The organism is Selenomonas sp. (genome assembly GCF_052169755.1).
Taxonomy (GTDB): domain Bacteria; phylum Bacillota; class Negativicutes; order Selenomonadales; family Selenomonadaceae; genus Selenomonas.
The window spans coordinates 1-15,738 of the sequence record NZ_JBQNBV010000037.1 but is presented as its reverse complement, the minus strand read 5'-3'; the positions used below and the strand labels follow the sequence as shown (position 1 = coordinate 15,738).

At 54.6% G+C, this 15,738-nt stretch carries 8 protein-coding genes and 1 pseudogene; all 9 read left to right on the top strand.

What is annotated here, in order from left to right; genetic code table 11:
* The coding region (locus tag ACTTKG_RS04270; protein ID WP_442673015.1) for a L,D-transpeptidase at window positions 1-852 on the top strand (852 nt) is incomplete at its 5' end.
* A 112-nt stretch (window positions 853-964) separates the two neighbouring features.
* Window positions 965-3,568 carry a DNA polymerase I gene (gene polA, locus ACTTKG_RS04265; RefSeq protein ID WP_442673014.1) on the top strand — a complete coding sequence of 868 codons (2,604 nt, stop codon included), beginning with the start codon at window positions 965-967 and terminating at the stop codon, window positions 3,566-3,568.
* Between the two features lie 13 nt (window positions 3,569-3,581).
* Window positions 3,582-5,015 carry a DNA-formamidopyrimidine glycosylase gene (gene mutM, locus ACTTKG_RS04260; RefSeq protein ID WP_442673013.1) on the top strand — a complete coding sequence of 478 codons (1,434 nt, stop codon included), beginning with the start codon at window positions 3,582-3,584 and terminating at the stop codon, window positions 5,013-5,015.
* 32 nt (window positions 5,016-5,047) lie between these two features.
* Window positions 5,048-5,686 carry a lytic transglycosylase domain-containing protein gene (locus ACTTKG_RS04255; RefSeq protein ID WP_442673012.1) on the top strand — a complete coding sequence of 213 codons (639 nt, stop codon included), beginning with the start codon at window positions 5,048-5,050 and terminating at the stop codon, window positions 5,684-5,686.
* A gap of 9 nt (window positions 5,687-5,695) precedes the next feature.
* Window positions 5,696-9,463 carry a PolC-type DNA polymerase III gene (locus ACTTKG_RS04250; RefSeq protein WP_442673011.1) on the top strand — a complete coding sequence of 1,256 codons (3,768 nt, stop codon included), beginning with the start codon at window positions 5,696-5,698 and terminating at the stop codon, window positions 9,461-9,463.
* 99 nt (window positions 9,464-9,562) lie between these two features.
* On the top strand, window positions 9,563-10,897 hold the full coding sequence (gene miaB, locus ACTTKG_RS04245; RefSeq protein ID WP_442673010.1) for a tRNA (N6-isopentenyl adenosine(37)-C2)-methylthiotransferase MiaB: 1,335 nt from the start codon (window positions 9,563-9,565) through the stop codon (window positions 10,895-10,897).
* Between the two features lie 56 nt (window positions 10,898-10,953).
* Entirely contained in the window at window positions 10,954-13,539 is a 2,586-nt protein-coding gene (gene mutS / locus ACTTKG_RS04240; protein ID WP_442673009.1) for a DNA mismatch repair protein MutS, read from the top strand.
* Window positions 13,536-15,452 (top strand): DNA mismatch repair endonuclease MutL, encoded by a 1,917-nt coding sequence (gene mutL, locus ACTTKG_RS04235; protein WP_442673008.1) that lies wholly within the window; start codon window positions 13,536-13,538, stop codon window positions 15,450-15,452. Before mutS ends, mutL begins: the two co-directional genes overlap by 4 nt.
* 8 nt (window positions 15,453-15,460) lie before the next feature.
* Window positions 15,461-15,738: pseudogene (locus ACTTKG_RS04230) on the top strand (class I SAM-dependent methyltransferase); the annotation flags it as partial.

The window sequence follows — 15,738 nt, the reverse complement described above, 5'->3', positions numbered from 1 at the left end:
CCTCTGGGGTATCGCTGGATGCAGGTCTGGGGCAATTACGGCATCCACGGGACGAATCATCCTGAATCGATCGGCAGCTTTGTTTCGAACGGCTGCATACGCATGAGAGAAGCTGATGTCGAGGAAGTTTATGACTATGTGAATGTCGGTACGCCGGTGGAGATTATGTATCAGCGCATCGTGATTGACAAGATCAAGGATAATATGATCGTGTACTACATCTATCCGGATGGCTACGGTTATCAGCCGCTTGATGTAGAAACGGTGACGAAGTGGCTTGCCGGCTACGGCGTGGAGAGTTTTGAATCGGACGAGGATATAGAGAAAAAGATCCAGTTGTCCGACGGACAGCCTACGTATGTCGCGAGAGCGTATAACTTATCTGTCAACGGGAAGTTCATGAAGGATAAGGCTCTCATCAAAGATGATATCGTGTATCTTCCGGCGGGAAAGATTGCAGAGCAGATGAAGGTGCTCGTGACGTGGGATTCTAAATCAGCTACGCTGGGAACGAAGTACGGCAAGGCGATCGGCTATGAAAAGAAAGGGACCATCTTCTTCAATGCGGAGGATGTCGGTGTGCTCTTCCGGCTGCAGGGCGGATTGAGCAGACGCGGCGTCTACGAGTTGACATCGTTGGAAGAAGCGACTGCCGAGCCGCCGAAAGCAGCAGAGACTTCTGCGGCAAATCCTGCCGATGCGGATGGCGTGAAATCCGGCAAAGAGGCGGGTGTGAACGACAAGGTGCAGGAGCGGCGTCCCGTCGCAGCAGCCACGACGCGCATCTATCGCGAAGGACAGACGACAGCTCCGAATCCGACGACAAGCGGAAGCGCAGGGGTGAATCCGTAATTTTTGAGGAAACTGCACGCACAGAAGCCCAGCCAATCGGTCTGTGCCCTTCGGGCTTGACGCATGGATGGTTAAAGTAAATTCATATCGCTGGATGATGAGGTGAATCTGGTTGAGCAAACGATTGATTCTTGTTGATGGCAGCAGCCTTTTATACCGTGCGTTTTACGCGCTGCCGCTGCTGCAGGCGGCGGACGGGTCGTATACGAATGCCGTCTACGGTTTTGCGACCATGCTGCAGAAATTGCTGCAGGAGTATGCGCCGGACTATCTTGTCGTGGCGTTTGATAAAGGGAAAAAGACCTTTCGCAACGAAATGTTCGCGGAATACAAAGGCACGCGCAAGCCTACGCCGCCCGAGCTTTCGAGCCAAATTCCCCTGCTGCATGAGTTTCTTGCCGCTTTGGGCGTGCCTTTGATTGAGCAGCAGGGATATGAGGCGGACGATATATTGGGGACGCTTTCGGTAAGGGCGGCTGAGGATGGCATGGACATCTTCGTTGTGACGGGCGACCGCGACGCTCTGCAGCTTGTGCAGCCGAATGTTCGCGTGCTCTTCACGCGCAAGGGCATGACGGACCTTTTGGTTTACGATGAAAAGTTGTTCGCAGAAGAATACGGTTTTCCGCCGAAACGGCTCATTGATATGAAGGGATTGATGGGCGATACTTCGGACAATATTCCGGGCGTGCCGGGCGTCGGTCCGAAAACGGCAAAGAAGCTCCTCGTAGATTACGGTTCCTTAGAGGGCGTCTATGAGCATACAGCGGAGATCACGGGCAAGAAGCTCAGGGAAAACCTCTTGGCGAATCGGGAGAAAGCGTTCCTGTCCAAAATATTGGCGACGATTTGCTGCGATATGCCTTTGCCGTTCGACCCGCAGTCTTACGAGGTGCAGCCAAAGAGAGAGGCTTTGCAGGCATTTTTCCATAAATACAATATGAAGTCGCTGTCCGAGGCGTTTGCTTCCTTCGGTGCGGGGCATACGGCGGAGGCGTCGGCGGCGAAGGATATTGCTCTGCACACGATGGACGATGAAGCGGCGAAGGAGACGTTCATCGAACAGGCGCAGGAGCAAGGCTTTTTTTCTGTTTCTGCCTGTTTTGAGGGAAAGGCGCCGGACATGAAAGCGGCGCATTTCGTTTTGTGCGCCGGCGGGATCACATTGCTTGCAGAGGCGCAGGAACTCTCGGCTTTTTCAGCGCTTTTCAAGAATGAGAAGATCCGAAAGGTCGTTCATGAATCTAAGCCGTTTCTTCATTGCGGCATGAATTTCGGCGCTGCCTGCTTCGATGCGTCGCTTGCATCGTATCTTTTGATGCCCGCCGCTGCATCATACGATATGGCGAGTCTTGTCGGTACATATCTTTCCGCTGCCAATGCTTCCGATGCGCAGCGAGAAGGAGCGGAGGGCGCGGCATGGCGCAGTGTGTTTTTGGAAAAGCTCTATCCTGTGTTGAAAAAGCAGTTGGAAGAATATGCGCTTGCCTCCCTCTATGAAACGATGGAACTGCCGCTCGTGGAAGTGCTTGCAGCGATGGAGCAGGTGGGCATCCATGTCAATCGCGCTTCTTTGCATGAAAAATCCGAGGAGATTGCGAAGCATCTTGCCGCTTTGACTGAGGAAATTTACGATTTGGCGAAGGGTGCGTTCAATATCAACTCGCCCAAACAGCTTTCATCTGTGCTTTTCGAACGGCTCTCCTTATCGCCGCCGCCGGGGACGAAAAAGACGAAGACGGGCTACTCCACGAACGCCGAAGTCCTTGAAGCCATGCGTTTCGACCATCCGATTCTTGAAAAGATTCTTTCGTACCGCTTTTGGATGAAGCTGCAGTCGACGTATCTGGAGAGTATGGAGGCGTTGATTTCTCCTAAGACGCAGCGCGTTCATACGAGGTTCAATCAGATGGTCACGGCGACGGGGCGCTTGAGCAGTTCGGAGCCGAACCTGCAAAACATCCCTGTGCGCACGGAAGAGGGACGGCAGATTCGGGCGCTTTTCGAACCGAGCGACGGCTACGACGCGCTGTTATCTGTCGATTATTCGCAGATTGAGCTGCGCATTTTGGCGCATTTGTCACAGGATAGGAATTTTCTTGAGGCATTTTTGCACGACCAGGATATTCATGCAAGGACAGCGTCGGAGGTATTCGGCGTACCGCTCGATGATGTTACGCCCGATCTGCGCCGCAAGGCAAAAGCGGTGAACTTCGGCATCGTCTACGGCATCAGCGACTATGGGCTTGCCAAGGATCTTCATATTTCGCGGCAGGAAGCCGCCGATTATATCACAAGCTATTTTGAAAAATGCAGCGGCGTGAAAAATTTTATTGATGAAACCGTGGAGAAAGCGCACCGCGACGGCTTCGTTACGACGATTTTCGGCAGGCGGCGCGATCTGCCTGCCATCAAAAGCAGCAATTACAACCAGCGGACTTTGGCGGAGCGCATGGCGATGAATACGCCGATTCAAGGCTCTGCCGCCGACATCATCAAGCTCGCGATGATCAAGACGTATCACGCGCTCAAGGAGCAAGGGCTAAAGAGCCGCATCTTGCTGCAGGTGCACGATGAGCTGGTGCTGGAAATCATGAAGGACGAAGAGACGCAGGTCGCGGCGCTTGTGCGCGGCGCTATGGAAAACGTCGTGCAGTTATCGGTGCCGCTTCTCGTCGATGTTCATACGGGCAAGAATTGGGCGGCAGCCAAATAGGGGGATGAGAAGAATGCCGGAGCTTCCGGAAGTTGAAACCATACGGCGTTCTCTGGAAAAATATGCGGTGGGGCGAAAAATCGCAGATGTTGAGGTGCTTTTGCCGCGCACGATAAAGCATCTTCTTGTGCCGGAGTTTTGTTCCCGCGTGCGTGGGCAGGAGATCTTACGCTTAGATCGGCGCGGCAAGTATCTGATGCTGCTCTTGGCGAGCGGCGATACGCTTTTGCTGCACCTTCGCATGACGGGACGCTTCTATTGGCGCAGGTTTCGCACGCCGTACGGCAAACATGTGCGCGCCATCTTTCAACTCGACGATGGCGGCTGGCTCTTTTTTGAAGATGTGCGGACATTTGGGGAGATTCATCTGCTGAGTGCAAAGGAGCGGGAGCGTTTTCCAGCCCTTTTGCGCATGGGGCCGGAGCCTTTGACGGAAGGTTTTCGGACGCTCTATTTGCGCACAGCTTTGCAGAAATGCGGACAGCGCATCAAAGGCTTTCTGCTCGATCAGGAGAAAGTGGCGGGCCTTGGCAATATCTATGTCGATGAGGCATTGTTTTTTGCGGGGATCCATCCGCTGCGCGAAGCTCGCAGTTTGAACCGCGATGAGATATTCCGCCTGCATCGGGCGGTCAATCAAGTGATCGCCGAGGGCATTGCAGACGGCGGCACGACATTTCGCGACTATGTGAACGGCGAAGGCAGGGAAGGCTTCCATCAACAGAAGCTGCGCGTCTATCATCGCGAGGGGGAGCCGTGTCTCGTCTGCGGTACGGCGATTGAAAAAATTCGTGTCGTCGGGCGCGGCACGCGCTTTTGTCCGCATTGTCAACCGCTGCATGACGGCAAGGCGATGCTCGTCGGTCTGACCGGCGGCATCGCGAGCGGCAAGAGCACGGTCAGTCGCCGATTGCTCAAACTCGGCGCCAAGGTCATAGATACCGATAAGATCGCACATGCTTTGGCAAAGCCGCACCAGCCTCTTTGGAAAATTTATTTGGAGCATTTCGGCAAAACGATATTGGATGAGAACGACTGCCTTTGCCGCGAGAAAATTGCAGCCTGCGTGTTTTCCGATCCGGAGGAAAGGCGTTGGATTGATGGCGCGGCGCACCCTCTGATCGCTGAAGCTGTGAAAAAGAAAATCGCCGCCTTTGAAAAAAAAGGAGAGCGCATCCTCTTTCTTGATGTGCCGCTGCTTTTTGAAGCGGAATGGAATCGCATGGTGGATAGGATCTGGCTCGTCTATGTATCCGAGGACGTTCAAATTGCCCGCTTGATGAAGCGCAACGGCTATACAAAAGAGGCGGCAAAGGCGAGGATACGTTCGCAGTTCCCGCTGCGTGAGAAGCGGCGACGCGCTGACTGCATCATTGAAAATGACGGGACGTTAAAAGAAATGACGGCACAGGTGACGGAGGCTTGGGAAGAGCTGCAGTCGCTTTGACTTGTGCCGCAGAATGTGAGACGGGAGGTGCGATGTTGCACGAGCGGACGGGTGATGATTTTCACAGGCGCGTCAGGCAGAAGCGACAGGAAACGAATCGTCGCTTTGCTGCGTTTTTTCTTGGCGTTGTCATTTTGTGTATGGCATTTTCCTTTTTTTTCGCCATGCAGTTGGAGTCCATGCAGCGGCAGTATCTCTATCCTTATCCGTATCGCTCCGTCGTTGAGCATTACGCTGAGAAGTATCATGTGGACAGCGCTCTTATAGCAGGTATGATCCTTTCGGAAAGCAAGTTTCAGAACGAAGCGAAGTCGCATCGCGGGGCTGTCGGCTTGATGCAGCTGATGCCGGAAACGGCGATGTGGATTTCTGAGCAGATCAACGACAAGGAGTACAACTTAGGAGAGCTTCACGAGCCGCAGAAGAACATCGAGTACGGCACATGGTACATCGCATCGCTGGAAGAAGAGTTCGGCGGCAACGAAGTGCTGGCGTTGGCGGCGTACAACGCCGGACGCGGCAACGTGCACGAGTGGATGGATGAAAAGCATTGGGGCATGGATTTTCACGAGGTTTCCGCCATTCCATACGAAGAAACGCGCGTCTATGTATCGAGCGTTTTGAAGAACCGCCGAAAGTACTTGGAGCTTTACGGCGAGGGAGCGGAGTAAGCGAGGCGTATGATGCAGAAGAAGTTGTGTATTGTTCCGGAAAAACGAAATATCCTGCGCGAACTGACGCAAGGCATCGAGCTTACGCAAGCGGAGCAGAAAATATTTTTTGCCGCCGTCGTCAAGCATGTGGAAGTCTCTCTGGAAGGCAATTCTTGGGAGATCCTGCTCCAAACGCAGGAAGTTATACGAACGAGCCTTTTAGAGCGCGTGGGCGAATATATCAAAAAACAGGCGCATATTGAGCACCTTGTTTTTTATCAAGATATTTTGGATCTCGAAGCCTCGATTGAGCGCGCATGGAAGGAACTTTGCCTCGTTGCTGCGAACGGCAATCCTTCGGTGCTTCATCTGCTCAAAACGGCGAAGCGCATCTTCGATGGCGCCAATCTGCGCATCGAGGTCAAGGGCGAGCTTTCGGGCGAAATCCTGCGTGCGCACGATGTGCCGAATCTCTTGCAGAAAGCCATCGAGAAAATGCTGACGATTCGCTGCGCTGTTTCTTACAAAGCGGTCGATGAAGAGTACATCATCCCCGAAGAGGATCGAGAGCTTGCGCAGGATCGCGCCTATGAGGAAAATCTGCGGCAGAAGAAAGAAACGCCCGCCGCCGCCTCGCCTGCGGCGCAGCCGAAAAAAACGGCTGCCGCTTCTGCGCATCGCTTAGCGTCTGTGCCGCGGGCGATGGGACATGGCGCAGACTTGATCTTTGGCAAGAAGTTTACGGGAGAAGCGATTGCCATTGACGACACCGACGGTGAAATGAAGAGCGTCATCCTGACAGGTACGATCGGGCGCGTCAGCTCACGGGAGTTCAAGACGAACACGAAGCTCCTGCTCTTCGATCTGGCGGACGCGACGAATGGCATCAGCTGCAAAAAATTCTTCAAGGAGAAGGAGCAGGAAGCGTACGATAAGGCGCTGGCTTCCGTCAAAGAAGGAATGCTCGTGCGCGTCAAGGGTGCGATTCGCTTTGATACGTTTCAGAACGAGTTCATGCTCTTCGTCGATTCGATGCAGAAGGTGGAAAAGCCGAAGCGCGAGGATAAGGCGGAGGTCAAGCGCATCGAGCTTCATGCGCATACGCGCATGAGCAGCATGGATGCGGTCGTTTCGGCAGAAACTTTGATCAAGACGGCGGCATCGTGGGGCTGGCCTGCCATTGCCATCACCGATCATGGCGTCGTACAGGCGTTTCCTGATGCGGCGAAGACCGCCGCAAAGCTCGACATCAAGATCATCTATGGGATGGAAGGGTATCTCGTCCAAGAGGATTTTGAGCAGAAGCACGCGAACCATATTATTTTTCTCGCGAAGAATCTGAACGGCTTGCGCAATCTTTACCAAATGGTATCGCTTTCGCATTTGAAATACTTGCATCGGCAGCCGCGTCTTCCCAAGGAAATCGTCGAAGAATATCGTGAGGATGTCATCGTCGGTTCCGCCTGTGAAGCAGGCGAGCTGATCCGCGCCATCGTCGATCAAAAGCCGGAGGAAGAGCTTTTGGAGATAGCGCGTTTCTATGACTATCTGGAGATTCAGCCGATCGGCAACAATGAATTTCTCGTGCGCAGCGATAAGTTCCCGCATATCAAAGATGATGAGGACTTGCGCCGCATCAACATGAAGGTGGCGGATCTCGCCAAAAAGCTTGGAAAAATGCTCATCGCTACATGCGACGTCCATTTCCTCAATCCCGAGGACTCCATCTATCGCGCCATCTTGATGAAAGGCAAAGGCTTCGAGGATGCAGAGATGCAGCCGCCGCTTTTTTTGCGCACGACGGAGGAGATGCTTGCCGAGTTCGATTATCTGGGCGAAGAAGCGGCATACGAAGCGGTCGTGACAAATCCGCGCAAGATCAGCGATATGATTGAACGGTTCAAGCCGATTCCTGACGACCTCTATTCGCCGATGATCCCGGGCGCGGCGGAGGAAATCCGCGATATGTCGTACCGCAAGGCGCGCGCCCTCTACGGCGAAAATCTGCCCGAAGTCGTCGAGGCGCGCTTGAAGCAGGAGCTTACGCCGATCATCGGGCATGGTTTTTCCGTGCTTTATCTCATTGCGCAGCGCCTTGTCAAGAAGTCGAACGACGACGGCTATCTCGTCGGTTCGCGCGGCTCAGTCGGCTCTTCCTTCGTGGCGACGATGACAGACATCACGGAGGTCAACCCTCTGCCGCCGCACTGGCGCTGCCCGCACTGCAAGTACAGCAAATTCGTCGAGGACGGCTCTGTCGGCTGCGGCTACGATCTGCCGAGCCGCAAATGCCCCGTCTGCGGCGCCGAGCTTCTAAAAGACGGTCACGATATACCGTTTGCCGTCTTTCTCGGTTTCGACGGCGACAAGGTTCCCGATATTGATTTGAACTTTTCCGGTGAATATCAGCCCGTGGCGCATAAGTATACAGAAGAGCTTTTCGGCAAGGACAACGTCTACCGCGCGGGCACGATCGCCACGGTTGCGGACAAGACGGCGTTCGGCTATGTGAAGAAGTTCTTTGAAGAGAAGGGCGTCAAGAAGCACAATGCCTACATCGCGAATCTCGCCGCCGGCTGCATGGGCGTAAAGCGCACGACAGGACAGCACCCGGCGGGCATCATGGTCGTGCCGCGCAACATGGACGTACATTTTTTCACGCCGATCCAGCGTCCCGCCGACGACAAGAATACGACGACGATCACGACCCATTTCGACTATCACTCGATCAGCAGCCGCCTCGTCAAGCTCGACATCCTCGGGCACGATGATCCGACGGTCATCAAGATGCTCGAAGACCTTACGCACCGCGATCCCAAGACGATCCCGTTCGACGATCCGGCGACCTTGAGCATCTTTTCTTCGACGAAAGCGCTGGGGCTTGATCCCAAAGAGCTTGGGGCGAATTCCGGCACCTTCGGCATCCCTGAGTTTCGCACGGGCTTCACGCGCCAGATGATCGACGATACGCATCCGTCGTGCTTCAGCGATCTTGTTCGCATCTCAGGCTTTTCGCACGGCACGGACGTCTGGCTCGGCAACGCGCAGGATCTCATTCGCAGCGGTCAATGCACCTTGCGCGAGGCCATATCGGCGCGTGACGACATCATGATGTACTTGATCCACAGCGGCATCGACCCGCTTCTTTCCTTTCAGACGATGGAATCGGTCAGAAAGGGTAAGGGGATTAAGGAAGACGTCGTGAAAGTTCTGCGCGAGGGCGGCATTCCCGAGTGGTACATCGAAGCGTGTCAGAAGATCAAGTACATGTTCCCGCGCGCTCACGCGACCGCCTACGTCATGATGGCTTGGCGCATCGCTTACTGCAAGGTGCATTATCCGCTCGCCTTTTATGCGGCGTATTTCTCGATTCGCGCGGCGGAGTTTGATGCCGATGTCGTGGCGCGCGGCAAGGATTATGTGAAGAAGCAGCTCGACGCATTGGAAGCGAAGGAGGCGCCGGACATCAAGGAGAAGGCGACGATCATCGTTTTGCAGCTTGCTTGGGAGATGTACCTTAGAGGCTTCTTTATGGAGCGCGTCGATCTCTATGCTTCCGAAGCGGAGCGCTTCGTCCTGCATGAGAAGTCGCTTCTGCCGCCGCTCGCTTCCTTGAACGGCGTCGGCGCTTCCGCTGCGCGCAGCATCGTCGAGGCGCGAAAGGATGGGCTCTTCACTTCCATCGAGGACATCAAGAAGCGCACGGGCATATCGAAAACGTGCATTGAGATATTGCAGGCGCACGGCTGCCTTGCCGATATGGATGAGAGCGACCAGATGGAACTTTTCATGTAGTTGGGCGATTTCTCAACGTCTAATAATATGACATTTTGAGAAAAATACTATATAATGATACGCAAGTTTTGATGGATGTAAGGAGTACGGCGATTTTTCATGGAGAATGGTATCTTGCAGAAGAGGAAAGCGTTTATCGGCGTCTATGGCTGCCAGATGAATCTTTCTGATGCGGAACGTATGGAAGGGCAGCTTGGGACGCTCGGCTATGAGCGTACGGACGATATGAACGAAGCCGATCTCATCCTGCTGAATACCTGCTGCGTACGCGAGACGGCGGAAGATAAAGTCTATGGGAAGATCGGCGAGATCAAGCACATCAAGCGCAGGAATCCCGCGCTCATTTTTGGCGTCACAGGCTGTATGGCGCAGAAGGAAGGGGAAGCCTTGCTTCGCCGTGCGCCGCATATCGACTTCGTACTCGGCACAAACAAGGTGCATGAGCTGAAAGCGGTGGTTGAGGAACTTGCGTCGAAAAGACGCAGGCGCATTGTCGATGTGTTTTTAGGCGATGCGCCTTTGCCGGAAGATGTGCCGATTGAGCGCACCGGTCGTTTGTCGGCGTGGGTGCCGATCATGTACGGCTGCAATAATTTCTGTACCTACTGCATCGTACCGTATGTGCGCGGCCGCGAGCACAGCCGCTTGCCCGAAGACGTCGTGCGCGAGGTGGAAGAGGCAGCTGCGCAGGGGTTCAAAGAAATCACGCTCTTGGGGCAAAATGTCAACTCCTACGGCAAGGATCACAGGTGTGCGAGCTTCGCGGAGCTTCTGCGGATGGTCGATGAAGTGAAGGGCATTGAACGCGTGCGCTATATGACGTCGCATCCTAAGGATCTCAGCGAGGATGTCATTGCCGCGGTCAAGAACGGCAGGCATATCTGTCCCCATTTCCATTTGCCCGTGCAGCATGGCTCTGACAGGGTTTTGAAAGCGATGAACCGCGTCTATCGAAAGGAGCCCTATCGTGCGCTTATCGAACGCATCCGTGCCGCCGTACCCGAAGCCAGCCTTACGACCGATCTCATCGTCGGCTTTCCGGGAGAGACGGAGGAAGATTTCTCGGAACTTCTCGATTTTCTGCGAGAGATTCGCTACGACGCCGCTTATACGTTCCTCTACTCGAAGCGCTCGGGCACGCCGGCGGCGACGATGGCGGGGCAGGTGGCGGACGCGGTCAAGAAGGAGCGTTTGCATCGCTTGATGAAAGTGCAGAATGAAATCAGCTTGGCGAAGAATGAAGCGCTTCTGGGTACGGTGCAGGAAGTTCTCGCAGAAGGACCGAGCCGTACCGATGACTCCGTCTGGACGGGCAGGACAGGCACGAACAAGATCGTGCTGTGGCAAAAGCAGGGAAATGAGACCGAGGGTGACGTCGTGCGCGTGCGCATCACGCAGCCGCAGACGTGGGTGCTCAAAGGTGAATTGCAGTAGGGTGGGGGCGGCATAAGCTGCCCTTTTCTCGTTCAAAAGCGCTTTTAGGAGGTTTTATGGAGCTCACACCGATGATGCAGCAGTATTTGGAAACGAAGAATCATCATCCCGATGAGATACTGTTCTTTCGCCTTGGCGATTTTTATGAAATGTTTTTTGATGATGCTAAACTCGTTTCGCGAGAATTGGGGCTGACTTTGACGAGCCGTATCGGCAACAAGGAAAAGATGCCGATGTGCGGTGTGCCATATCATGCGGCAGAGAGCTACATCGCGAAGCTCATCAACAAGGGGTACAAGGTCGCTATTGCCGAGCAGATCGGCGATCCAAAAGCGAAGGGGCTGACGAAGCGTGAAGTCATAAAGATTGTCACGCCCGGTACGGTGCTGTCCGAATCCTCTCTGCACGATGCGCAGAACAACTATATCGCATTGATCTTAGAGGAAGGGGAGGCTATCGCACTTGCCGGCGCCGACGTATCGACGGGCGAGTGTTTCTACGGCGTCTATGAGGGCAAAGCGGCGCGGCAGATGCTCTTTGATGAGCTGTATCGCCTGCTGATGCCCGAGCTGATTCTCGTGGGGACGCTGTCGTTTGGCGAAGCGCTCGATGAGTTTCTTGCGCTTCGTATGCCGCAGTGCGCTTTGACGCGGCGCACGGAGAATGCGGTCGATTGGAAACTGCGCCTGCGGCAGCATTTCGATAAAGATTCGCTGCCCAAGCGTGAGTTTGCACAAAAGGCGGTCGCGGTTCTCTTAGAGTATTTGCATGAAACGGTCAAGACGGATCTTTCGCATATCAATCGCTTGACATATCTCGATGCAAGTGAAAATCTTGTTCTTGACACCTATACGCTTCGCAACTTGGAAATTATCCGCAACCTGCGTGACGGCGGCAAGAAGGATACCTTGCTCGACGTTCTCGATTTTACAAAAACGGCGATGGGCAGCCGTCTTTTGCGCAAATGGCTTGAGTATCCGCTGCTGGCGCCGGAGAAGATCGAACGCCGCTTGGATGGTGTGGCGGAATTTGCCGCCGATTTTTCTTTGCGCGAGGACGTGCAGGCGCATTGCAAGGAGATCTTTGATTTCGAGCGCCTTTTGACGCGCATCGAAGTCGGCACGGCGAATGCGCGGGATCTCGTCGCGCTGAAGCTGTCGCTGCGTGCGCTGCCGCCGCTAAAGGCGCGGCTTTCCTCTGCAGTCGCCCCGCTTTTGCAGGAAGCGGAGAGCGGCGTTGAACTCTTTGCGGAAATCGTGGCTCTTTTGGAGCGTGCGATTGTGGAAGAACCGGGCATTTCTCTGCGCGAAGGCGGCATCATCAAGGAAAGGTACAACGAAGAGCTTGACGAGTATCGCCGCATTTCGCAGGACAGCAAGAAGATGCTGCAGCAGATAGAAGAGCGTGAAAAGGATCGGACGGGCATCAAGACGCTCAAGATCGGCTATAATAAGGTGTTCGGCTACTACATCGAAGTGCGCCATAGCGGCGCCGATCTCGTGCCCGATCGCTATATCCGAAAACAGACGCTGGCGAATGCCGAGCGCTATATCACGGAAGAGCTTAAAGAGTTTGAAACGAAGATTCTCGGTGCGCAGGAGAAGATCGTTCAAATCGAGTACCGTTTATTCACAGAAATTCGCGAAATCATCCAGAAAGATCTTGGACGAATCCAACAGACAGCGCAGCATATCGCTCTTCTCGATGTGCTCGCAAGTCTCGCTGAAGCTGCGAGCAATTACAACTATGTGCGTCCTAAGCTCGTCGTCGGCGGCGGGATCTTCATTCAAGACGGCAGGCACCCGCTCGTCGAGCGGATCCTGACGAACGATCTCTTTGTGCCGAATGATACCGAACTGAACCATAAAGACTGTGAAATCATGCTGATCACGGGGCCGAATATGGCGGGCAAGTCGACCTATATGCGCCAAGTCGCTCTGTTGACGCTCATGGCGCAGGTCGGCAGCTTCGTGCCTGCGAAGGAAATGACGCTGTCGCCCGTCGATCGCATCTTCACGCGCATCGGCGCGAGCGATGATCTCGTCAGCGGACAGAGCACCTTCATGGTGGAGATGAACGAAGTCGCGCAGATCTTGAAGTATGCCACGAAGGACAGCCTTGTGATCTTGGATGAAATCGGCAGGGGAACGAGCACCTTTGACGGCATGAGCATCGCGCGCGCCGTCGTTGAGCATATACGCGGCAAGATCCATGCAAAGACGCTGTTTGCTACGCATTATCACGAATTGACGGATATGGAAGATGCGCTGATAAAGAATTGCTGCATCGCGGTCAAGGAGCGCGGTGCGAAGGTCGTTTTTCTGCGCCGCATCATCCGGGGCAGTGCGGATAAGTCGTACGGCATTCATGTGGCGCGTTTGGCAGGGCTGCCGAAGAGCGTCACACAGAGGGCGCAGGAGATCTTGGACGATATGGAGAGGGGCGCGGGCATTCCTTTGCCGCAGAAGCCTGTGAATGGGTCCGAGTCGGCGGCAGATGCTTCTTTGATGGGATCGCTTTTCTCCTCGTCTTTGAGCGATGCGATTTTGTCGCTCGATGTCATGGCGATGACGCCTTTGGAAGCATTGAATGAATTGTACCGTCTGCAGCAGCAGGCGAAGGGAGAGGAGGGGAAGCGATGAGTTTGATTCATGTGCTCGACGACAATACGATCAATAAGATCGCCGCAGGCGAAGTCGTAGAGCGTCCGGCGTCTGTCGTCAAGGAGCTTGTTGAAAACTCGATTGATGCAGGCGCGACGAAGATCGAAGTGGAAATCATGGCGGGCGGCACGAGCCTCATGCGAGTGACGGACAACGGCTGCGGCATGAGCATGGAGGATGCGAAGCTTGCGATTGAACGTCATGCGACGAGCAAGATCCGAGAGGTCGGCGATCTCTATTCGCTGGGGACGCTTGGCTTTCGCGGCGAAGCGCTGCCGACGATCGCCGCCGTTTCCCGCTTTCGTATGCGAACGCGCAAGGAGGGTGCAGAGCTTGGCACAGAGGTGCGTATCGTTGGCGGCGTTCGGCAGGAAATCGGTGAGACGGGATGCAGCTTGGGAACGACGATACAGGTTGAGGATCTTTTCTTCAATACGCCCGCGCGCAAAAAGTTCCTCAAGACGACGCATACGGAAGGCGGGCGCATCAGCGACTTCATCACAAAACTGGCGCTTTCTTGCCCCGACATAGCGTTTCGTCTGATCAACAACAATAAAGCTGCAGCGATGACGCCGGGAAATGGTTCGCTTTTTGACGCCATTCGCAGCATTTACGGCTCGCAGGCGGCAGACGCCCTTTTGGCTCTTTCGTTTGAAGATGAGGACATAAAGATCACGGGCTACATCACGAAGCCCTCGATGCTCAAGAGCAGCCGCGCTTGGCAGACATTCATCGTGAACGGCCGCATCATCTCGAACAAGGCGATTGCCAAGGCGATTGACAATGCCTACCACTCGCTTTTGCCGAAAGCGGGTTTCCCTCTGGTCGTTTTGAATATCACCGTGCCGCAGCGATCTGTTGATGTCAACGTCCATCCGCAGAAGAGCGAGATGAAGTTCGAAGATGAAGGCCGTATCTTCAAAGCCGTATACAAGGCGGTCGTCGATGCTATACGTCCTGTGGGGCAGACGCTTGAGCATGTGGCGGGATCTGTGCAGCACGCCGAGCGCCATTGTGTCATGGAGCCGATGCAGTTCGTTGCGCCGAAAGTTTCGGCGGACGGGAACGGTTCTTCGAGGAATGGTTTTGGTTCTTCGTTTGGGATCACGGATGCAGGAGAGCTTTATCGTACAGCATCTGAGCCGACGATGCGTTTTGCCGAAGCGCAGGCTGTGCTCCAAGGGGAGCGTGCGGCGTATGGCGGAGAACCGACGGCTGCTACCGACACGAGCCTTGTCTGTGAGGCGAGAGATGCGGCCTATGGCGCAGCCGGCGATTCTTTACGGGAAGCGGCGCCCGATGCGGCGAATATCGGTATGTATCAAGACAGCATCATGCCGATCGGACAGGTTGATCGCTGTTACATCATTGCGCAGGATAAAGACGGTCTTTATATCGTTGATCAGCACGCGGCGCACGAACGAATCCTTTACGATAAGTTTTCCGCTATGGCGGAGCGTATTCCTTCGCAGCAGCTTCTTGTCCATCCGATTTTATCGTTCGATGCGCGGGAAGCCGCGCTCGTTTTGGAAAATCAGGAGTTGTTTCGCCGCTTGGGATTTGATATGGAAGCGTGCGGTGCGCAGGATTTTCGCTTGAAGGAAGTTCCGGCAGATGTTCCCGTGTCGGAAGCGGAGGATATGGTGCGCGAGATTCTAGCCAAGCTCTATGATATGCACGAAACGACGGCGCAGGAGATTCGCCATGCGTGCCTTGCGACGATGGCGTGCCGCGCCGCGATCAAGTCGGGCGATGAACTGAACTTTCGGCAAATGCGCATCGTTTTGGATGAGCTTTCTAGGACGGCGCGTCCTTATACCTGCCCACATGGACGGCCGACGATCTTGAAGTTCAGCAGTGAGGAATTGGCGAAGATGTTCAAGCGGACCTGAGGTGTGTGATGGAAGAAAAGAGCCTTACGATTGTCACGACAGGTTATAAGAGCCGTCCCGCCGATTGTCAGCTTGCCGAACAGACCGCACGGCGGCTGGGTATTCGCTATGTCAAGCGTGCGCATACATCGTATGCGGACTTGCGCGCACAGTACGGTGCAACGCATCTGCTCGTGGTGAAGAAAGGCGGTCTGCGTCTGGAAACGCCCGAGGGCGAGTTGTTTTTCCACCCCAATATGGCGCATGTGCGCGTCCGCGAGCTGGGCTTTGGGAAAAAAGATCGTAT